At 72.6% G+C, this 19,921-nt stretch carries 23 protein-coding genes; 9 read left to right on the plus strand and 14 right to left on the minus strand.

The window, feature by feature from the left end; translation table 11 throughout:
- Positions 1-2: 2 nt before the first annotated feature.
- Positions 3-1,001, plus strand: coding sequence for an SRPBCC family protein (locus AB0G84_RS07965; protein WP_361317136.1), 999 nt, complete (start codon positions 3-5; stop codon positions 999-1,001).
- 99 nt (positions 1,002-1,100) lie between these two features.
- Here the strand turns inward: AB0G84_RS07965 and AB0G84_RS07970 are convergent, their stop codons facing one another.
- The 9 genes from AB0G84_RS07970 to AB0G84_RS08010 all read right to left on the minus strand — a co-directional run bounded on the left by AB0G84_RS07970 (position 1,101) and on the right by AB0G84_RS08010 (position 5,183).
- On the minus strand, positions 1,101-1,274 hold the full coding sequence (locus AB0G84_RS07970) for a CsbD family protein (RefSeq protein WP_361317138.1): 174 nt from the start codon (positions 1,272-1,274) through the stop codon (positions 1,101-1,103).
- 21 nt (positions 1,275-1,295) lie between these two features.
- Positions 1,296-1,709 (minus strand): gas vesicle protein K, encoded by a 414-nt coding sequence (locus tag AB0G84_RS07975; protein ID WP_361317141.1) that lies wholly within the window; start codon positions 1,707-1,709, stop codon positions 1,296-1,298.
- A complete protein-coding gene (locus AB0G84_RS07980) occupies positions 1,693-2,004 on the minus strand; it encodes a gas vesicle protein (RefSeq protein ID WP_361317143.1) in 312 nt (103 codons plus the stop codon). Before AB0G84_RS07980 ends, AB0G84_RS07975 begins: the two co-directional genes overlap by 17 nt.
- Positions 2,001-2,813 carry a GvpL/GvpF family gas vesicle protein gene (locus tag AB0G84_RS07985; RefSeq protein ID WP_361317146.1) on the minus strand — a complete coding sequence of 271 codons (813 nt, stop codon included), beginning with the start codon at positions 2,811-2,813 and terminating at the stop codon, positions 2,001-2,003. Before AB0G84_RS07985 ends, AB0G84_RS07980 begins: the two co-directional genes overlap by 4 nt.
- Positions 2,810-3,235: a gas vesicle protein gene (locus tag AB0G84_RS07990; protein WP_361317148.1), complete on the minus strand. Its 426-nt coding sequence runs from the start codon at positions 3,233-3,235 to the stop codon at positions 2,810-2,812. Before AB0G84_RS07990 ends, AB0G84_RS07985 begins: the two co-directional genes overlap by 4 nt.
- A 21-nt stretch (positions 3,236-3,256) precedes the next feature.
- Entirely contained in the window at positions 3,257-3,508 is a 252-nt protein-coding gene (locus AB0G84_RS07995; RefSeq protein ID WP_361317151.1) for a gas vesicle protein GvpG, read from the minus strand.
- 13 nt (positions 3,509-3,521) lie between these two features.
- The gene (locus tag AB0G84_RS08000; protein WP_361317154.1) at positions 3,522-4,235 is read right to left on the minus strand and encodes a GvpL/GvpF family gas vesicle protein; all 714 of its coding nucleotides are present in this window, start codon (positions 4,233-4,235) and stop codon (positions 3,522-3,524) included.
- 3 nt (positions 4,236-4,238) lie between these two features.
- The gene (locus AB0G84_RS08005; RefSeq protein WP_361317156.1) at positions 4,239-4,697 is read right to left on the minus strand and encodes a gas vesicle structural protein GvpA; all 459 of its coding nucleotides are present in this window, start codon (positions 4,695-4,697) and stop codon (positions 4,239-4,241) included.
- 84 nt (positions 4,698-4,781) lie between these two features.
- A complete protein-coding gene (locus AB0G84_RS08010; RefSeq protein ID WP_361317158.1) occupies positions 4,782-5,183 on the minus strand; it encodes a gas vesicle protein in 402 nt (133 codons plus the stop codon).
- Positions 5,184-5,511: 328 nt separating this feature from the next.
- On the opposite strand from AB0G84_RS08010, the gene AB0G84_RS08015 reads away from it, so the two are divergent.
- Positions 5,512-7,620, plus strand: a complete 2,109-nt coding sequence (locus tag AB0G84_RS08015) for a SpoIIE family protein phosphatase (protein WP_361317161.1) — start codon at positions 5,512-5,514, stop codon at positions 7,618-7,620.
- A gap of 158 nt (positions 7,621-7,778) precedes the next feature.
- Here the strand turns inward: AB0G84_RS08015 and AB0G84_RS08020 are convergent, their stop codons facing one another.
- Complete coding sequence (locus AB0G84_RS08020) at positions 7,779-8,207, minus strand: SRPBCC family protein (protein WP_361317163.1); 429 nt, start codon at positions 8,205-8,207, stop codon at positions 7,779-7,781.
- A gap of 280 nt (positions 8,208-8,487) precedes the next feature.
- Here AB0G84_RS08020 and AB0G84_RS08025 point away from each other — a divergent pair, with 280 nt between their 5' ends.
- Complete coding sequence (locus AB0G84_RS08025) at positions 8,488-9,258, plus strand: GNAT family N-acetyltransferase (protein ID WP_361317166.1); 771 nt, start codon at positions 8,488-8,490, stop codon at positions 9,256-9,258.
- Positions 9,259-9,414: 156 nt separating this feature from the next.
- Positions 9,415-9,741: a plasmid stabilization protein gene (locus tag AB0G84_RS08030; RefSeq protein WP_361317169.1), complete on the plus strand. Its 327-nt coding sequence runs from the start codon at positions 9,415-9,417 to the stop codon at positions 9,739-9,741.
- 203 nt (positions 9,742-9,944) lie between these two features.
- On the opposite strand, the gene AB0G84_RS08035 is transcribed toward AB0G84_RS08030, so the two are convergent.
- The gene (locus AB0G84_RS08035) at positions 9,945-10,220 is read right to left on the minus strand and encodes a DUF3761 domain-containing protein (RefSeq protein ID WP_361317171.1); all 276 of its coding nucleotides are present in this window, start codon (positions 10,218-10,220) and stop codon (positions 9,945-9,947) included.
- A gap of 485 nt (positions 10,221-10,705) precedes the next feature.
- Positions 10,706-12,625, minus strand: a complete 1,920-nt coding sequence (locus tag AB0G84_RS08040; RefSeq protein WP_361317173.1) for an NAD-binding protein — start codon at positions 12,623-12,625, stop codon at positions 10,706-10,708.
- Between the two features lie 882 nt (positions 12,626-13,507).
- Here AB0G84_RS08040 and dhaK point away from each other — a divergent pair.
- The 3 genes from dhaK to AB0G84_RS08055 all read left to right on the plus strand — a co-directional run bounded on the left by dhaK (position 13,508) and on the right by AB0G84_RS08055 (position 15,603).
- The gene (gene dhaK, locus AB0G84_RS08045; RefSeq protein WP_361317176.1) at positions 13,508-14,500 is read left to right on the plus strand and encodes a dihydroxyacetone kinase subunit DhaK; all 993 of its coding nucleotides are present in this window, start codon (positions 13,508-13,510) and stop codon (positions 14,498-14,500) included.
- A gap of 78 nt (positions 14,501-14,578) precedes the next feature.
- A complete protein-coding gene (dhaL, locus tag AB0G84_RS08050) occupies positions 14,579-15,190 on the plus strand; it encodes a dihydroxyacetone kinase subunit DhaL (RefSeq protein WP_361317179.1) in 612 nt (203 codons plus the stop codon).
- Positions 15,187-15,603: a PTS fructose transporter subunit IIA gene (locus tag AB0G84_RS08055; protein ID WP_361317182.1), complete on the plus strand. Its 417-nt coding sequence runs from the start codon at positions 15,187-15,189 to the stop codon at positions 15,601-15,603. The genes dhaL and AB0G84_RS08055 overlap by 4 nt, the downstream gene beginning before the upstream one ends.
- Before the next feature lie 55 nt (positions 15,604-15,658).
- On the opposite strand, the gene AB0G84_RS08060 is transcribed toward AB0G84_RS08055, so the two are convergent.
- A complete protein-coding gene (locus tag AB0G84_RS08060; RefSeq protein WP_361317184.1) occupies positions 15,659-16,477 on the minus strand; it encodes an SAM-dependent methyltransferase in 819 nt (272 codons plus the stop codon).
- Positions 16,478-16,862: 385 nt separating this feature from the next.
- Between AB0G84_RS08060 and AB0G84_RS08065 the strand changes: the two genes are divergently transcribed.
- Both AB0G84_RS08065 and AB0G84_RS08070 read left to right on the plus strand, forming a co-directional pair.
- Positions 16,863-17,507 carry a sigma-70 family RNA polymerase sigma factor gene (locus AB0G84_RS08065; RefSeq protein WP_361317187.1) on the plus strand — a complete coding sequence of 215 codons (645 nt, stop codon included), beginning with the start codon at positions 16,863-16,865 and terminating at the stop codon, positions 17,505-17,507.
- A 3-nt stretch (positions 17,508-17,510) separates the two neighbouring features.
- On the plus strand, positions 17,511-18,260 hold the full coding sequence (locus AB0G84_RS08070) for a hypothetical protein (protein ID WP_361317189.1): 750 nt from the start codon (positions 17,511-17,513) through the stop codon (positions 18,258-18,260).
- A gap of 66 nt (positions 18,261-18,326) precedes the next feature.
- Here the strand turns inward: AB0G84_RS08070 and AB0G84_RS08075 are convergent, their stop codons facing one another.
- A complete protein-coding gene (locus AB0G84_RS08075; RefSeq protein ID WP_361317191.1) occupies positions 18,327-19,889 on the minus strand; it encodes an aldehyde dehydrogenase family protein in 1,563 nt (520 codons plus the stop codon).
- Positions 19,890-19,921: the final 32 nt, after the last annotated feature.

Genomic DNA, 19,921 nt, shown 5'->3' on the forward strand with positions numbered 1-19,921 from the left:
GCATGGCCAAGACCGGACAGGGCAATACGGACTCGGGGCTCGATCGGCTGCGTGCGGAGCTCGGCGACTATGTGACCACCTGGGTGGGGAGCATGGCCGAACGCGCCGGCGACAAGCTGACGGACGTGACGGAGCAGCTCACCGACGTCGTCGACAACGGCGGCTCGCTGGGCAAGATCGCCTCCGGTCTCCTCGGGGGCCAGTCCCCACTCAAGGCCTTGGTGACCGGTAAGGCCAAGGACGTCAAGGACAGCGTGGTGGAGAAGGCCAAGGAGGCCTTCGGCGGGGGCAAGGGACGGGCGTCCGGGAGCTCCAAGGTCACCAACATCATCGAGGTCCTCGATGTCGGCGTCCCGCTGCGCACCGCCTATGACCACTGGACGCAGTACGACAAGTTCAGCAGCTTCACCAAGGGCGTCCGCAGCGTCTCGACCAGCGACGAGACGAACAGCGACTGGAAGGTCAAGGTCGGCCCCTCGACCCGGGGCTGGAAGGGCACGGTGCTGGAGCAGATCCCGGACGACCGCATCGTCTGGACGTCCGAGGGCGCCAAGGGCACGACCCGGGGCGCGGTGAGCTTCCATGAGCTGGCGCCCAATCTGACCCGCATCGTGCTGGTCGTCGAGTACTACCCCTCCGGGTTCTTCGAGAAGACCGGCAACATCTGGCGTGCTCAGGGCCGCCGGCTGCGGCTGGACTTCAAGCACTTCCAGCGCTACGTGACCCTCACCGACAAGGAGCCGGAGGGCTGGCGCGGCGAGGTACGCGACGGCGAGGTCGTACGGACCCATGAGGAGGCCGTCGAGGACGAGGAGCGCGAGCGGGAGGAAGAGGGCGACGAGCGGGACGCGTACGACGCGTACGAGGAAGGCGACGAAGCGGAGGAGGACGCGGAGGACGCCGGAGACGGCGAAGGGGACGAGGGCGCAGAGGGAGAAGCGGAACCCGACGAAGGAGCGGGAGAGGAAGACGAAGGAGAGGAAGGAGAAGAGGAGGAGTAGCCGAGGTCGGGCCCGGCGGGCCTCGCGGGGAGCGGGTGGCCTGCCGGCCCCGGACGGGGCGGGACGGGCCGGGCGAGGCCGGTGGCCGGGCTCCGGTGGTCAGTGTCTGAGCGATTCCTTTCCCCTCTCCACGGCCTGTTTGACCTTCCCCACGGCCTGCTCGGCCTTTCCCTTGCGCGCCATTTTCGCGTTCCCGAGCGCCTTTCCGGTGATTTCCTTGGCCTTTCCCTCGGCAATCTCGCCGATGTTCCTGGCCTTCTTTCCGATGCTCATGTCGCACTCCTCTTCCGGTGGTCATTCGGCCGGCGGCAACAAGGTCCCGAGAGGTCCGAGATCCAGGTTGAGGTCCTGCATGGTCAGGTCGTAACGGGCGCAGAGGTCCACCATCCGGCTGTGCAGGATCATCAGCGTCGCGCCGAGCCGTTCCTCCTGTTCCTCGGTGAGGTCGCCGGCGTCGACCCGCTGGAGGGCCTGCCGTTCCATGAGCTGCCGCAGCAGCTCGACGAGGGTGAGGACGAGCTTGATCAGGTCCCGTTCCACGGTGTCGGGGTCGGTGCTGATCCGGTGTGCGGGACGGCGCGGGCCCGGGCCGGCCGGGGGCAGGTCGTCCTGCGGGGCGGCGGGCAGCAGACGGAAGGCGCGGGCCGCCGCGTCGGCGACATCGTCGAAGCGGTTGCCCGGCCGGCGGCCGTCAGCGTCGTCCGTCATGACCCGCTCGCAGGGCCTTGTGCGCTTCATCCGCTTCGTCCGTCAGGGCCGTCTCCCAGGGGGACGGGGCGGGCGCGCCGACAGCGGACCAGGGGCCGGGGTTCCGCTCGCTGATGGAGACGATCAGTGCCCGCAGCGAGATGCGCACCAGGTCGATGTCGGCTATCGACAGCACCACGTCGCCGGTGAGCACCACACCACCGCTGAGCAGCCGGTCGAGCAGGTCGATCAGGGCGATCTGCCGGTCCGGGAGCGGCTCGTCCGCCAGGGCCCGCGGCCTGTCCGCCGTCGTCACGGCGTGGCCCCCTTCAGCGGTTCGGCCTCGGCGGGCGTGGCGAAGGAGTACGGGGCCCAGGGCCCGGTGACCTCCACCCGGACGCCGGGAAGCCCTTCCGCGGCCCGCAGTACCTCGCTGCGGAAGTCCTCGGCGTCCCGCTGGGGGACGAGGTAGGCGTCGTTGACGACGTTCTCGCCGGGGCCGCGGGCCAGTTCGCCCTGCTGTGGCCGGTGCCGGACCCGTTCGACCGCGCGGGAACCGGCGGCGGTCTCCACGCGCCGGGCGGCCTCCTCGGCATCGTGGTAGGCGTCCTCGCGGGCGTGCCGCTGCGCCTTGCGGTGGCTGAGGTAGGCCCGCCCGGGGCTGAGGCCGGCATCCGGCGGAGGCTCGGCCGGCGGCTCTCCCGACGGGGCCTCGACGTAGATCTTGACGCCCCACTCCACCTGCGCGTCCAGTGCCACCAGCCGGTCCGCGAACGCCGCCCGGCGGTCTTCGAGCATCAGCCGCACCCGTTCGTCATCGAGGTAGACGGTGGCCAGCCGGAGCGGCAGGACGGTGGTGCGGGCGGCCAGCGCCTCGATGACCCTGTGGTGGGCGCGGGCCACCGACTCCAGCCACTCCAGGTCCTCCAGGCGCTCGCGCAGCGCGGCCTCCTGGAAGTCCTCTTCGGGCACCGGACTGACCGCGACGACCACGTCCGCGTCCTGTGCCGGACGCACCAGCCGTACCGGCGCGTCGGCCACTCCGGGCAGCCCGGCCAGCGCGTCCTCCAGCGAGCCGTCGGGGTCCCGCGCCACCGCGTAGGCATAGCTGACGGTGCCGGTCATGCGTCGTCCCGCTTGGTGCTGCGGCTGCCAGACCCGGTCCGCTTGGTCTTGGAGGTGCGGCGCCGCTCCTCGGCCGGCGGCAGCTCGGCGGCCTCGCGCAGCTCCTCGACCTCGGCCCGCAGCCGCCGGTTCTCCTCGGTCAGCGAGCGGTAGCCGTCGGAGGCTCGGGACGACAGCGCCGGGTCGTGCTCCCACCAGTCGATGCCCATCTCCTTGGCCTTGTCGACCGAGGCGACCAGCAGCCGCAGTTTGATGGTGAGCAGTTCGATGTCCAGGAGGTTGATCTGGATGTCGCCGGCGATGACGATGCCCTTGTCCAGGACCCGTTCGAGGATGTCGGCGAGGTTGGCGGAGGACCCCTGGCCGTACGGGGTCGACCTGGACGGGTAGTCGCCCAGCCTCCTGGCTACGGGTTCGCTCACGGCCGCTCCCTCGGTTCGCGGTCAGGCCTCGGTTCCCCGGATGTGCGCCCGGATCTCCTCCAGCCGGTCCAGCAGTTCGTCCTCACGCCGGTCAAAGGTCTTCTCGTCGATCTCGCCCGCCAGCAGCTTCCGCTCCAGCTCGGCGAGTTCCCGCTCCACCGGCTCGGGGTCGTAGGCCTCGCTCTCCGCGGCCTCGACCACCCGCTCCAGCACCCAGGACACGCCGCGTACCGGCGCCAGGGGAAGCGTGGCGAGGTGGGTCAGCAGGCCCATGGTGATCTCCTCCTCAGACGAAGCTGTAGGCGGGCAGCGGGCCGCGCAGCCGCAGGTCGAAGTCGCCGCCCAGCTCGTCGGCGAGCTTCTGCTCGGCGGAGCGGAAGGCCTCGTCGTGTTCCTGGTCGACCAGGAAGGACACGCTGAGGAAGTCGTTGCCGGTCGCCTCGGACATCCGCTCGTCGCGGGCGAAGTCGCGCAGCACGGCGGCGACCGAGTCGGCGAGCTGTTCCTGGCGGGCCTCCACCTCGTGGGCGACCAGTTCACCGAGGGCGAGTGGGGCGTCCGGGCCGCCGTGGCCGCTTCTGATCTGTTCGTTGAGGCCGTGTGCCTCGTCGGACTCCATGAGGATCTCGCGCAGCAGGGCGTCCTCGTCCTGGGCGGCCTTGAGGTGGTACTCGGTGCAGTCCACGAGGTGCGCCAGGCGTTCGGTGAACTCCTCCGCCCGTTCGTCGAGGACCGCGCGGACCGCGTCGTCGTCCTCGCTGGTGAAGCCGAACTGCAGCGGCAGGACCGTACCGTCGGCCATCAGCCGTTCCTGGACGGCCTGGTGGGCGGCGAGGTCCCGGCGTTTGGCGCGGAGCTCGGCGGGGGCGTCGCTGACGATCGCGGACAGCTCGCCGGCCTGCACGCTGCGCAGGGCGGTGGGCGGATCGCCCACGCCCTTCAGGTCGTCCAGGCGCTGCGGGTGGCTGCCGGCGACGATGGAGTAGACGTACACGGCCATGGCTCAGTCCTTCCGGTGCCGGACGGGCCGGCGTGCCGGGCGCTCCCGCCGTCCCGCCGGCTCCTTGGGGCGCTCCTCGGTCTCCTCGTCCTCCTCGTCGTCCCCTCCCTTGAGGGCGCCGGCCACCGCCTCCGCGGCCCCGCTCAGGGCCCCCTTGGCCTTGCCGTGCGCACCGCCCTCGGTGACCTCGCCGACCAGGTCGGTCAGCTCCTGGGGCTTCTTCTCCCCGGATTCCAGGTCCAGTCGGTTGCAGGCCTCGGCGAACCGCAGGTAAGTGTCCACGCTGGCCACCACGATCCGGGCGTCGATCTTCAGCAGCTCGATGCCGACCAGTGACACCCGGACGAAGACGTCGATGACCAGGCCACGGTCCAAAATCAGGTCGAGGATGTCGTAGAGATTGCCGGAGCCGCCTCCGCCGCCCCGGGCGAGGGCCCCTTGACCTTGCGGCACCACAGTCACGGTGCCTCCTTCCCCGGCGCGCTCCGGTCGCGGAGCGGCCGTCCGTTCGCCGGGCGAACGGTGGTGAGCGGTGCTCGGGCGCCCTCAGGCACGGGGGTCGATCTGCCCCCGTGTGTAGCGGCGGGTGCGCTCGTACGCCACCAGTTCACCCTCCTCGTCCAGCATCACCCGGTAGCTCGCCATCACGCTGGTGGTTCCGGGGACGCGCTCCAGCTCCAGGACCTCCACGTCCGCCTGCCAGCCGTCCTCCGTCGGTCGCACCGCGGAGACGGACTCGGGCGCCCGACCGAGCAGCTCCTGGAGCTGTTCGGCCGCGTAGCGCATGGCACGCGGTGCCGAAACGCGGCGGGCGGCGCGCTGGGTGCCCTGCTCGCGCGTGCGGCCCTCGGCCGACGCGCTGCTGGTCTTCTTGGCGGTCCTGTCGCCGGTCTTCCGACCGGCCGGGCGCCGGGCCGACGCCCTCCCGCCCTCTTCGCCTGCGGCCATGCTCCCTCTCCGGTATCGGAGACGACATGCTGCCCGCGCCACTCCAAAGGCGCCATTACATGATATACGCCGCATTCGACAACACATCTGGAGCGCATGTCAGGCGCACCTGGGCCGGTCGTGCTTCCGGGGCGCCCCTTCGGATCGTCCCTCCGGACCGCTCCACCGGTCCGCTCCTCCGGCCGGCGCAGCGAGCCCGCTCACGCGCATGCCGCGGGCCGGCGGGCGGCGTAACGTCAACACTGTCCGGCGGCACGGCCGGCCGGGCCGGAGTGGTCGCGAGGTCATGACGACCGCGGTGTGGACGACAGCGGTGTGAAGGTGCGAGATGACCGGCGGAACCGGTTCCGATCCGCTGGACGGGGCGCTGCTCCGGGCCATGCAGGAGACCGGCGCGTCCGCTGCCGGGCTGTATGTGCTGGCGCCCGACGAGCCGGTGTTGCAGCTGACGGTCATGAGCGGGGTGCCGGCGCCGTTCCTGGACCCCTGGAGCCGGGTCGCCCTGGCGGCCCCGATCCCGGTCGCCGTCGCCACCCGCCGCCAGTCCCTGGTGTGGGCGGGCGGCCACCAGCAGCTGGCCCGCGACTTCCCCCGGACGGCGGTGGCGGTCCCCTACGACTTCTCGCTGGCCGCGGCGCCGGTCAGCGACGGGACCGGCAGCCGGGGCGCACTCCTGCTGCTGTGGCCCGCGGGGCACAGCCCGCAGCTGTCACAGGAGGAGCGGACGGCGGTGGAGACCGCCTGCCGCCGCTTGGCCGTCGTCCTGGCGGAGCACCCCTGGCCCAACGGCGAGGCCGCGCCGCGGGTCCTGTCGCCGCCCCCGGTCCGCACCCTCGGGACGAAGGCGACCTCGGCGGCGGTCGACTACCTGGAGCGCCTGCCGGGCGGCTGTTGCGCGCTGGACCTGGACGGACGGATCACCCTGGTCACCTCCGGCGCGGAGGAGCTGCTCGGCGAACAGGCGTCCCGGCTGATCGGCGCGCGCCCCTGGGAGGTGCTGCCGTGGCTGCGCGACCCGGTCTTCGAGGACCGCTACCGCGCCGCGGTGATCAGCCGCCGGCCGGTGTCCTTCACCGCCTGCCGCCCCCCGGACCACTGGCTCACCTTCCGGCTCTTCCCCGACGGCCGGGGCCTGAGCGTACGGCTCAGCCCCTCGGGCGAGGACCACGGGCCGCCGGCGGCCCACCCCACGGAGGGCGAGGCCGTACCGGTGCGGGCCGGGCAGATCTACCACGTGCTGCACCTGGCCGCGGCCCTCACCGAGGCCGTGGGCGTCCGGGACGTCGTCAACCTGGTCGCCGACCAGATCGTGCCGGCCTTCGGCGCCCAGGGCGTGCTGATGTACGCCGCGGAGGGCGGCCGGCTGCGCACCATCGGGCACCGCGGGTACCCCGCCGAGGCCGTCGCCACCTTCGAGGGCGTGGCCCTCAGCGCCGCCAACAGCCCGGCCGTGCACACCCTGGCCACCGGCGAGCCCGGCTTCTTCTCCTCCCCCGAGGAGATCGAGACCGACTACCCCGGGTTGCCGCACCTGACCGGCAAGGCGGCCCGGGCCGTACTGCCGCTGATCGTCTCGGGCCGCCCGGTCGGCTGCTGCATCCTCTCCTACACCCGGCCCCGCATCTTCAGCACCGAGGAGCGGCAGGTCCTGACCTCCCTGGCCGGACTGATCGCCCAGGCGCTGGACCGGGCCCGGCTCTACGACACCAAACAGCAGCTGGCGCACGACCTACAGGCCGGGCTGCTGCCGCACAGCCTCCCGTCGGTGCCCGGCCTCGCCGTCGCCGCCCGCTATCTGCCGTCGGCCCGCGGAATGGACATCGGCGGCGACTTCTACGACCTGATCCGCCTGGACGAGGACTGCGTCGCCGCCGTCATCGGCGATGTGCAGGGGCACAACGCGGCCGCGGCCGCACTGATGGGGCAGGCGCGCACGGCCGTGCACGCCCACGCCACGGCCGGGGCCTCACCGGCCGAGGTCCTGGCCCGCACCAACCGGCTGCTCACCGACCTCGACCCGGACCTGTTCACCAGCTGCCTCTACGTCCACATCGACCTGCGGACCCGGCGCGCCTGCCTGGCCAGCGCCGGCCACCCGCCGCCGATCCTGCGCCACCCCGACGGGCACACCACGGTGCCGCACGTACCGCCCGGCCTCCTCCTGGGCATCGAGCCCGACGCCCGGTACGAGGCCATCGAGATCGACCTGCCGCCGGATTCGGTGCTCGCCCTCTACACCGACGGCCTGATCGAGGCGCCGGGCGTCGACCTGGAAACCTCCGTCGCCGACCTCGCCAGACGCCTGCACAACGCACCGCCCCAGAGCCCTGACCGCCTCGCCGACGCCCTGCTCAAGAACCTGCACGGCGACCTGGAGCGGCAGGACGACGTGGCCCTGATGCTGCTGTCCGCCGGCGCCCGCCCCCGGGACTCGTAACCTCCGCGCCCCGGCCGCCCCTCGCCTTCCTCACCGCACCCGCTCTCGTCCGCCTGTCGTCGTTCGTCCGTCTCTCCGTCGTTCGTCCGCCTCTCCGTCGTTCGTCCGTCTTTCGTCGTTCGTCCGGTCGCGTTTTCGCGTTTCCGCTCGGCCCGGGCTCAGCCCCGCGTCTCCACCAGCTCCTTGAACTGCTGCAGATCGCTGCGTACGCCCCGTTCGATCGCGGCGGCCTGGGCGAACCCCTTCGGCCCGCCGAAGGTCTCCGTGATGGTGCCCGGCTGGTACTCGAACCGGGCCTGGAGCCGGGTGTGGCCCCCGTCGAGCGGCAGCAGCGAGAAGGTCCCCGCCAGCTCGGGACCGCTCGTGGTCTGCCAGACCATGACCTTGTCCTGGTCACGGTCGACGATCTCGACCTCGAACTCCTGGGCCCGGCCGCCGGCGTCGACGTCCAGATGCGTCACCGCGCCCTCGGCGCGGGCCTCCCGCACGCCGTCCAGGAACCGGGGATAGGACTCCGCACGATGCAGGCATTCCCAGGCCGTATCCAGCGGAGCGCTGATGTCGATGTGTTCTTCGAGAGTGCTCATCAGGCCCACCTCACCACTCGGCGCACGGCTGCGCGCCCACCTCTCCAGGGTGCTCCGCACCGGACCCGCAGTCGACCCCGTCTCCGTCGGTGGTCCCCCTCCTCTCCACACCTGCGCGGTCCGCCCCCGCCCCGCAGAGCCTGGCGGGTGCCCCGGGGCGGAGTGCACCCGGCGACACAAAAGGAGATGCCACACCCCCACTCGGCACGTAATATGCCCAGCCGTGTAGTGCCTCTTACGCACTACTCGTGCACACTGTCCCGCACCTGGGGAGGGCTTGATGAAGGCGGACATGATCACGGACGTGCCCGGCAGGACCGGCGGCACGCCGCTCGCCTCGGCGACCACCACCGCGACGATCCCTGCAACCACCCCTGCAACCACCCCTGCCGCCACCTCCGCATCGGCAGCCACGGCGCCGGTGGCGGACCTCGTCGAGGCCTGGGCGGTCGGCTGGGCGCTGTCGCGCCACCGGCCGCGGCCAGCCGAGCACCCCTGGGGGCGCTATATCGACGTGGGCGCGCCCCACGAGGTGGGCCGCCATGTACTGCCGTACGCCGATGGGGCGGCGGTGGGCCGGGCCACCGCCTCGGTGACCGTGCCGCGCACCTGGCTCAAGGCCCCCATGCCGTCGGAGGACCTCGCCCGGTGGCTCCCCGCGGACTGGGTGGTGGACCTGGAGGACGCGGGCCATCTGATGACCACGGACCTCCGGCCCACCCACCCGCTACCGCCCGCCGACTACGTCACGTCGGTGGAGACCCGAGACGGCGTCGCCTTCGTCGAAGTACACGATGCACAGGGTGAGTTGGCGGCGCAGGGCCAGGTGGCGCTGCTCGGCCGGTCCGCCGTCGTCGACTGCGTCATCACCCAGGAGGCGCACCGCCGCCGCGGCTTGGGCAGCCTGGTGATGCGCACCCTCGCCGACCGCGCGGTGGCCGAGGGAGCCCGGCTCGGCATCCTCGGCGCCACCGACGAGGGGCGTGCGCTCTACGAGACCCTGGGCTGGCAGGTACGCGCTCCGCTGGCGGCGTGCACCTACCTGCCCTAGCCGCGCCGCCCCGGCCCCACCCGGCCCACCATTGACCTGACCGGCCCGTCCGTGTCGCGTACGGCGCCGGTCCGGGGTGAAGTGGAAGGGGCGCGGTGGCGGCCGGTGGCATCCGCCGGCCGAGGCAGGCGCCCGGTACCAGGAAGGGGTTGCATCATGCCGGCAGGTTCCAGCAGGAAGCGCGAGCGGCAGTACGAGCACATCAAGCAGAACGCGATGGACCACGGGGTCTCCGAGAAGCGTGCCGAGGAGATCGCGGCGCGCACCGTCAACAAGGAACGGGCCCGCTCCGGCGAGGCCGAGTCCCCCGGCCAGGTCTCCCTCCGGGACCCCAAGTCCGCCCCGCAGCGCGGCGGCGAGCGCTCCCACAGCGGCCCTGGGGGACCGACGAAGGACCAGCTGTACGAAGAGGCCCGGCGGAAGAACATCGAGGGCCGCTCGACGATGACCAAGGAAGAGCTGCGCAAGGCCGTCGGCCGCTGAGTGCCGCCACTCGCCGCCGAGTGCCGCCGGTCCCCTCGACCACTGACGCCGGCCCGGCGGCTCAGCGGCCCGGCGGCGCGGGCCGGCTCCGGCCGCCCGGCCCGCCCCGACAAGGGCCTTGCCCGACCCACCGACAGATACTGCCCCGCCCGGTCGTGACGGGCGGGGCAGCGGAGCGTCGAGGCCGTACGCCCCGGGTCGGCCTACTTGAACCAGTACTTCACTCCACGGTGGTGGGAGCAGGTGCCGGAGAAGTGCTTGGAGTACGACCAGGTGCCGTCCTTGCACTTGGCCATGACGCCCTTGGGGTGCTTGACGTGGGTGCCGCAGGTGCCGGTGGTGTGGTGGGCGCAGTGGACGGTGGCGGCCTGAGCGACGCCAGCCCCGAGGGTGACGGGTGCGATGACGGCGGCGGCAAGCGTGGCGGCGGCGAGAGCACTGCGGATGCGGAGCGCCGGACGCGTGATGGTACGAGACAAAAGTCCCCCCTTGCTTTGAATGGTCTGCCGAGCTTGGCAGCGCCCCGTCACCGTGTCGACGGCATGCAGATTCTGTGATGGATATGTGACGGAAAGTTCGACGTTGAACGAATACAAGAGCTCGCCGAAGAGCGCTCCCCGCATGGCCCCACGGCCGGACGGTGGTCCGGACGAGTCCCTGACCGCCGGCTGGAGGGAGCCACTGGGCGCTGGAGGGCGCTCGCTGACTTCCCGTCATCTGACGCCCGCCGCAGGGAAAACGGACCCTATGGAGCCCGGGTGATGGACCGCCAGGAACGACGTGCGGGGGCCGGACCGCGCCCCCTTACCCCCCCGACGGAGGCGCCACGGAGCACACTGTGCGGTGCCACCCCGACCACCGGCCTCGGACGGCTCGTGACGCCGGCCGGTCGGCCGTGGGGCGCGAGGCCGAGTCTTTCTCGTGCGCGCGGGCCTCCGCCCGGAACGGTGTCGGGCGGTGCCGCTCACGCCCGCGGGTCCGTCGAATGCGGCTGCACCCCGGTCATCAAGAAGTCCAGGCCCCGGCGGGTGGAGGCCACCACCACCCGGTCGCCGGCACGCAGGATCCGGCCGTGCGGCGGGCGCCAGTCGAAGCCCGGGCGGTCGAGACGGAGGCCGCCCAGAGTGTCCGGCGAACCGGGCGAAGTCGACTCGACGGCGGTGCCGACGGCCAGGACGCGCCACTCGTTCTCGCGGAACGCCCGGTGGACGGAGCGCCCCTCCAGCTCCGGGTGCCCCGCGACGTCGACGGTGGTGAACAAGAGCGAGCCCCGTTCGACCGGCATGATGCCCAGGACATGGCGTCCCATCATGGCGGCGGCGAAGGAGGGCGCGGCGAGGGCGGAGACGGAGCGGCTGCGGGTGGTGGCGTCCGGGTAGGAGGCACGCATCGTACGCGAGACGGTGGCGGCGAAGTCATCGTCGTAGAGCCGCATCACCACCCGTACCTGGGGGTTGTTCTCGCGTGCGGCCATCCCGATGTCGAGATTCTCGCCGTCGTCGCGGGTGAGCACCAGCAGCGCCTTGCTGTGCCGGATGCGCGCGCGGTCGAGGACGCCGGGGGCCACGGCGTCCTCCAGCAGCAGCGGTACGCCGAGGTCGCGGGCGAGGGCGACGCCCCGGGCGTGCGGATCGCGTTCGATGACGACCACGTGGTGTTCGGTGGTGCGCAGTTGGGCCAGCACCCGGGTGCCGATCTTTCCCAGGCCGACCAGCACGATGTGGTCGGTGAGGTCCTCGGCCGGCGGGCGCCCGACGGAGGCCTTGCGGAAGGCCTCGGTGGCATTCATGGTGGCGGCCACCACGAGCGGCAGTACGGCCAGACCTACGAAACCGGCGATGAGCTGGAGCACCCGCCGGGCCGGGGACTCGTCGGTCGCCGGGTCACCCATGGTGAAGATGTCCAGCAGGGGCAGGTACACCGACTTCCACAGCGGTCCGGGCTCGGCCAGCGCGGTGGCACCGGCCAGGACCAGCACGATCGCGGCCAGCGCGCCGAAGACCGCGAGGACCTCACGGGCGAGGAACACCTTCCAGGGCAGATGCGCCAACCGGGCCCGGAGCCAGGCCGCATGACCGTGCCGGCCCCGCGGCGGCGCCTCGGGCGGATGGTGGTGGGTGACCTCCTCCAGCATCAGCCGGCCGTGGGTGAACTGCCGGTGGTAGGAGGTGACGGTGTCGGGCAACAGCTGGGTCCCGTCCTCACCGGGGGTCTCGGGGCTGTCCTCGCTGGCCGGGTCGTCCTGATGGGTGCCGGACAGGACGGCGAGCGTGGCCAGGTCGGCGGTGCGGGGCGGGGTACGGGCGGGGCGCACCACGCCGCGGAAGACCTGGCCCTCGGCCTGGATCGTGTGACCCTGACCGACCGCGGCTGCGGCCACCAGCTCGGGGACCGCGGTATCGGTGTCGGACAGCACGGTGGTGGACGCATCCAGCGTCCGGCCCTCCTCGGGCCGGCCGAGCGTCAACACCGCGCGGTCCAGGAGCCGTTCGAGGTGCCGGCCGCGCTCCCGGTTGTACATGCGGATGACCAGGCGGATCGTCGGGTTGAGGGTGCGGGCCAGCAGCGCCGCGGTGACATTGGCCTGGTCGTCCCGGTAGGTGAGCGCGAGTGCGGCCGCCCGCTCCACGCCCGCCGCGCGCAGCGTCTGCTCGTCGGGGCGGGCGGCCACCAGCAGCTCGACGGGCGACTGCGGATCGCGGTGCAGCGCGGCGATCTCCGGCGCATGCCCCTCGCGGCGCGAGGGCAGGACGACCGTGACCGCCTCACCGCACACCGCGTCCAGGGTCACCGCGAGCCGGTGGGCGAGCCCGTCGTCGCCACAGATCACCATGTGGTCGGAGCGCTGCCCAAAAGGCGTACGCAGAGGGAGAGTTGACGTCACACCGGCAAGATTGCCGGGGCCGGACCCGGGGTTCCCGGTACGCACATCAGTTCGGCGTCAAAGTCGCGCAAAGATGCAGCCGTAGACTCCCCGACTGAGGGGAAGCGGACGGTGCGGCCTACGCAGAGCGGCGCCGCGCGGCCGCCGTCGCTCACCTGAAGGTTCACCGGGACGGCCGTCCGGGTGTGGAAGGCGAGCGATTCCACGGCCGCGCCGGGCACCGCGGCCAGCTCCGGCTCGCACTCGAGGGACCGAGGCGTGCGCCGGAGACCACGGGTCCCGCCACCGCTGCAAAGCCTCCCCGGACGGAGCGGTGCAGACCAGCCGGGGCCGCAGGCCCGCAGGTCGCAGGCACGCAGGTCGCAGGCAGGCAGGTCGTGGCCGATCGGAGCGAAGAGTTCCACGGGCTCCCTCGCCGTCAAGACGCGCCTTGTCCCGCACCCACGCCACGGGCCGGGGGCTGCCCGGCCGGGCTGAGGGCGCGACCGGCCATGATCGTCAAGAGTGCGTCAAGATGCCGGCGAGAGCGGCGTACGGAGATCCGCGGTTCCGGCCGGGGGGGCGGTCGTCCTGCACATTCCGACGCCTGGGGGAAGGAGCCCGCCCGCTGGTCGGCCGTCAACGGGCCGCTCGCCCCGTCTCTGACACTCGCTTCCGCCGCATCACGTGACCTGGGGGTCGGGAGCACGGATACTGCCCTCGGAGCAACGCCAATCCACCCTGGACCCCCATCAGGAAAGTCAGTATCAGGTCACTGTCAGCCCCATCGGATCCCGCTCCCGACCGCCAGCAATCCGCAAGATCAAAAAAGCCACACCACCTGTCCTGACGTGGTAGAACGCAGGTCAAGGACCCAACTGCCAGTCTCTCCGGGAGGTCCCCGTGAAAATGCTGATCAACGTTGCCGAGACCGTGGTCGCCGATGCACTGCGCGGAATGGCCGCGGCGCACCCCGACCTGGTGGTGGATGCCGAGAACCGGGTGGTGGTGCGGCGGGACGCGCCGGTGGCGGACAAGGTGGCGCTGGTATCCGGGGGCGGAAGCGGGCACGAACCGCTGCACGGCGGGTTCGTGGGGCCCGGGATGCTGGATGCGGCGTGCCCCGGGGAGGTGTTCACCTCGCCGGTGCCGGATCAGATGGTGCGGGCCGCGGCGGCCGTGGACAGCGGGAAGGGCGTGCTGTTCGTCGTCAAGAACTACACCGGGGACGTGCTCAACTTCCAGATGGCGGCGGAGCTGGCCGAGGACGAAGGGGTGCAGGTCGCCAGCGTGCTGGTCGACGACGATGTGGCGGTGACCGACTCGACCTTCACCGCGGGGCGGCGCGGCACCGGCGCGACCCTGTTCGTGGAGAAGATCGCCGGCGCAGCGGCCGAGGAGGGGATGCCGCTGGAGCGGGTGGAGGCGCTGGCCCGGCAGGTCGTGGCGTCCTCGCGGAGCTTCGGGGTGGCGCTGAGCGCCTGTACGACACCGGCCAAGGGCAGCCCGACGTTCGATCTGCCGGCGGGCGAGCTGGAGTTGGGCGTCGGGATCCACGGTGAGCCGGGGCGGGAGCGGCGCGCGATGATGACCGCTCGGGAGATCGCGGACTTCACGGTGGACGCGGTGCTGGAGGACCTCCAGCCGCGGCTACCGGTGCTGGTGCTGGTCAACGGCATGGGCGCCACACCGCTGCTGGAGCTGTACGGGTTCAATGCGGAGGTGCGCCGGGTGCTGGACGAGCGGGGGGTGGCGGTGGCCCGTACCCTCGTCGGCAACTATGTGACGTCGCTGGACATGGCGGGCTGCTCGGTGACGCTGTGCCAGGTGGACGGGGAGCTGCTGCGGCTGTGGGACGCACCGGTGCAGACGGCAGCGCTCCGCTGGGGGCGGTGAGGTCCCGCCCCCTCCCGGCATCGACCCCGCCGCCACCTTCTCTTCCCCTCAGTGATCCCAGACCGAAGGAGTATGTCCGTGTCCGAAACGGCCCTGGATTCCGGGTTCTTCGTACGCTGGATGACGGCCGCGGCCGCCGTCATCGACCGGGAGGCGGAGCAGCTCACCGAGCTGGACTCGGCCATCGGTGACGCCGACCACGGCAGCAATATGCAGCGTGGCTTCGCGGCCGTGGTGAAGACGGTGGCGGAGGGCGCGCCGCCGGCCACCCCCGGTGCCGTACTGATCGCGGCCGGACGGCAGCTGATCTCCACCGTGGGCGGGGCGTCCGGACCGCTGTACGGGACGCTGCTGCGGCGCACCGGGAAGGAACTGGGCGACGCCGCACAGGTGTCGCCGGAGGAACTGCAGGCGGGACTGAGCGCCGGGGTGGCCGCGGTCGGTCAGCTCGGCGGGTCGGCGCCGGGCGACAAGACGATGCTCGACGCCCTGACCCCGGCGGTGGCGGCGCTGTCGACCTCGTTCCGGGCGGCGGCCGAGGCGGCGCAGGAGGGCGCGGTGTCGACCGTACCGATGCAGGCCAAGAAGGGCAGGGCGAGCTATCTGGGCGAGCGCAGCATCGGGCACCAGGACCCCGGCGCGACCTCGTCGGCGCTGCTGTTCGCGGCACTCGCGGAGGTGGCGGGATGAGCGCGGCGGAGGGGGCGCCGGTCGGTGTGGTGCTGGTGTCGCACAGCGGTCCGGTCGCGGAGGCCGTGGCGGCGATGGCGGCGGGGCTGGCCGGGGGTGCCGCCGGGGTGCCGGTGGCGGCCGCGGGCGGTACGGAGGACGGCGGGCTGGGGACCAGCGCGGAGCTGATCGCCGCGGCGGCGCGCGGGGTGGACCGCGGCTCGGGGGTGGCGATCCTGGTCGACCTGGGCAGCGCGGTGCTGACGGTCAAGGCGCTGATCGCCGAGGGGGACGAACTCCCCGAGGGCGCCCGGCTGGTGGACGCGCCGTTCGTGGAGGGCGCGGTGGCCGCCGTGGTCACCGCCGCCGCCGGCGCGGACCTGGACGCGGTCGCCTCGGCGGCCGGGGAGGCGTACGGCTACCGGAAGGAGTGAGGCCGGGCGGGCAGGGCTCCCCGTGGGGTGCGCCTGCCCGCCCGTACCGCCGTCGTCACGGTTTGCGGGCCAGGCCCGCGTAGCAGGCGGCCTCCGCGTCCGTGACGTGGGTGGCGTCCTCGGGACGGTCGGGGCGCCACTGGTGGGAGAGGGTGACACCGGGGTCGAGCAGCTCCCAGCCGTCGAAGAAGCGGAGGAACGCGGCGCGGGAGCGGAACTGCAGGACGGTCCCGGCGTCGCCGTAGATCTTGATGATCTTGTTCATCGCCCCGGGGTCGAAGTCGGCCGTCGCATGGGTCATGGCGAGGACGGAGCCGCTGGGGAGTGCGGCCTTGAGGGTCTCGACGATGGTGTGCGCGCGGTCCCGGCCGTCGTCGGGGACGAAGTGCATCAGCGCGTTCAGGCTGAGCGCGACCGGGCGGCTCAGATCGAGGGTGTCGAGCAGTTGGGGCGCGCCGAGGATCCCCTCGGGGTCGGTGACATCGGCCTGGACGTAGGCGGTGCGGCCCTCGGCGGTGCTGCGCAGCAGCGCCGCGGCGTGGGCCAGGACGATGGGGTCGTTGTCGGTGTAGACGACCCGGGCGTCGGGGGCGATGCCCTGCGCGATGTCGTGGACGTTGGGCGCGGTGGGGATGCCGGTGCCGATGTCGAGGAACTGCCGCAGACCGGATTCGGCCAGCAGCCGGGTGGCCCGGTGCATGAACTCGCGGTTGATCCGGGCGGCGACCAGCGCGGCGGGGAAGACGCCCAGCACGCTGCCGGCGGCCATCCGGTCGGCGAGGAAGTTGGTCTTGCCGCCGAGGAAGTAGTCGTAGATCCGGGACGAGTGGGCCCGGTCCAGTTGCAGGTCCACCACGGGCTCGTGGTCGTTCATCGTCTGCGCCTCCCCCAGTACGGCATGCCGGTCCCGCACCGGCCGGCCCGATCACAGGGGGCGCACGCCTGGAAATCGTGCGCCCCTGATGCGCACCATGACACGATGCGCCGGGCCCGTGAACCACTGCCCGGTCCGCCCCGGATCATGCAAGGCGCGCGTCCGACAACCGACGTGACAGCCCGTCCGGTCGATGCCACGGTTCCTCATATGACATTGTCATGGGTAGTCGGATGAATACGCAGCGAAAGATTTTTGCGCCCCCCGTGCCACATTCGGGGCCGTTTTCCTGTTCATTGGAGGGTGAGGGCAAACCGTCCTCCCGCTGCCGCCGGCGCCACGGAGCCCCGTCAGCGGTGCACGGCGAACGGAACGAGGACTGCACGTGAGCGCAGACCGGGACCGAGTTCTACCGGCGTGCGCCCCGGCGCATGTCCGTACCGCGGAGTTAGCCGCACTGGCCCGCTGCCCACCACTGCCCGCCGTGCCGGTCCCGTCCGACCGTCAGCTGTCGATAACCTTCGAGGCGTTTCTCGCCACCCATGCGCGCAAGTGGTTGACGTACGCCTACCTGCACACGGGGAGCGAGGCCGCGGCCCGCGAGGTCACCCGGGCCGCCTACACCGAGCTCGGCCGGCTGTGGGGGCATGCACTGCGGCAGGCGTCGGTGGAGGCGTACGCCTGGTCGGTGCTCAAGGAACGGGTGGTGGAGTGGCTCTACGACCACCAGCAGCCCACCGCGCTCACCGAGACCGCCGCCTTCGCCGTCGTCACCCACGCCCTGTTGCGCGAGTGCCAGCAGCAATTCGCCATGCTGGAGAGCCAGTTGGGGCTGTATGCGGCGATCGCCCGGCTGCCGGAGCGGCAGTGCGACGTGATCGTGCTGCGGCATGTCATCGGTTACAGCGACGCCCAGATCGGCGCGCTGCTCGGCGTCGACGAGGTCACCGTGCGCTCCTACGCGAGCCGCGGCAAGCGCAAGCTCGCCGCGGCGCTGGGCATCGACCAGGGGAACACCAGGGGGAACTGAACCATGTTGCACAACCGACCGGCCGGCCGCCGGGAGACCGTCGAAACGCTGCTGAACGCCGCCGCCGCGGTGTCCGGAACCGACGCCCTGGCCGGCTTCTGCGACCCGCACGCGACGGGGGCGCCGGGCGCGCCCGGGGTCCGGGTACCGGCGGGGGCGCCGGTGGAGGGGCCGCGGGTGGCGGTGCTGCCGCCGCGTACCGACCGGGGTGCGCCCAGCGCCTACCCGAGCGCCCGCGACGAGGCCACCCATGAACTCCAGCTGGCCTGCGCGCTGGTCGTCAACGCCGCCGCGGCAGCGGCGAGCCTGGAGCGGCTGGTCAACGACCACCGGATCGACCCCGAGGGCGCCCTGGTCTTCGCGTGTCTGCTGCACATCACCGGGCGCACCGACGCGGCGCACTTCTGGTGGCACTTCGGCGCCGGTGCGGGCAGCCGCACCGCCGCCTACTGCCTGTACCTCTCGCACCGCCGCAACGGCGAGTACCGCGACGCGGCGTACTGGCGCGAGCAGGCGGCCCACGGGCCCGACGAGGAGCGCCGGTCGGTGGCCGCGTTCGACGAGAAGCAGTTGCTGCCGGACGCGGCCCGCCACAACCTCCTCGTGCAGTGGCACAGCGGGCTCGCCCCGACCCTGCCGACCGCGCTGGAGAACGTGATCAACCGGCTGGTGGTGGACGGCGACGACGAGGACTTCGGCGAGATCCCCCGCCCCTCCCCCACCCTCGTCCGGGACCTCGGCCGGGCGACGTAGCGGAACGGGCCCGCCGGCGTCCGCTTGCCTGCTTGCCTGCCGTCCGGAGCGGGTCCGGGGGCCGTCTCAGAGGAAGTTGACGCCCTGGGCGAGCGGCAGGGCGTCGGAGTAGTTGACGGTGTTGGTGGTGCGGCGCATATAGGCGCGCCAGGCGTCGGAGCCGGATTCCCGGCCGCCGCCGGTCTCCTTCTCACCGCCGAAGGCACCGCCGATCTCCGCTCCCGAGGTGCCGATGTTGACGTTGGCGATGCCGCAGTCCGAGCCGTCGGCGGCGAGGAAGCGTTCGGCCTCGCGCTGGTCGCGGGTGAAGATGCTGGAGGACAGGCCCTGGGGCACGCCGTTGTGCAGGGCCAGGGCCTCGTCGAAGGTGCGGTAGGTCAGCGCGTAGAGGACGGGGGCGAAGGTCTCGGTGCGGACGGTGTCGGTCTGTTCGGGCATCCGGACGATCGCCGGCCGGACATAGGCGGCGTCCGGCGCCTCGGCCGCCAGGCAGCGTTCGCCGCCGGTCAGCAGCTTGCCGCCGGCGCGCTGGGCGGCGGCCAGCGCCTCGGACATCGCGGTGTGGGCCGCGGGGCCGATAAGCGGGCCGACGAGGGTGGCCGGGTCGAACGGGTCGCCCAGCGGCAGTTGGCCGTAGGCGTGCACGACCTGCTCCAGGAGCTGGTCGGCGATGTCCTCGTGGACGATCAGTCGGCGCAGCGTCGTGCAGCGCTGGCCGGCGGTGCCGGCCGCGGAGAAGACGATGCCGCGGACGGCGAGTGCGAGGTCCGCCGAGGGGGCGACCACCGCGGCGTTGTTGCCGCCGAGTTCGAGCAGGCAGCGGCCGAAGCGGGCGGCCACCCGCGGGGCGACCTGGCGCCCCATGCGCGCCGATCCGGTGGCGCTGACCAGCGCCACCCGGGGGTCGTCGGCCAGCCGCTCGCCGCACCCCCGCCCGCCGAGCAGCAGGTGGTGCACGCCGGCCGGTGCGCCGACGTCGGCGGCGGCCCGGGCAAGCAGCCGGTCGCAGGCCAGCGCGGTGAGCGGGGTCAGCTCGGACGGCTTCCAGACGACGGGGTCGCCGCAGACCAGGGCGACGGCCGTGTTCCAGGACCACACGGCGACCGGGAAGTTGAAGGCGGAGATGACGCCGACCACGCCGAGCGGGTGCCAGCTCTCGGAGAGCCGGTGGCCGGGGCGTTCGGAGGCGATGGTCCGCCCGTAGAGCTGCCGGGACAGGCCCACCGCGAAGTCGCAGATGTCGATCATCTCCTGCACCTCGCCGAGCGCCTCCGAGCGGATCTTGCCGGCTTCGATGGTGACCAGGTCGGCGAGGTCCTCCCGGTGCGCGGTGAGGAGTTCGCCGAGCCGCTTGACCAGCGCGCCGCGCTGCGGGGCCGGGACGGTGCGCCACTGCTGGAACGCGTGGTGCGCCCCGGCGATCGCCGCGTCGGCCTGTTCGGGGGTGGTGGCGGGGAGGTACGCGAGGGTGCCGCCGGTGAGCGGCGTACGGGCCGGGAGGTGCTCACCGGACCGCGCCGGGGGCGCCTCGGGGTACGCCCCGAGATCGGCGCCGCAGCGGCCGAGGGCGGTGGCGGCGCGGGCGCGCAGGGCGGCGGTGTCGGGGAGCGTGGGCACGGTGGCGGGCATGACGGGGCTCCTTGGGGTGGTGCGGGGGCGGT

Origin of the sequence: Streptomyces sp. NPDC020742, from assembly GCF_040641675.1 — a bacterium.
Classification (GTDB): domain Bacteria; phylum Actinomycetota; class Actinomycetes; order Streptomycetales; family Streptomycetaceae; genus Streptomyces.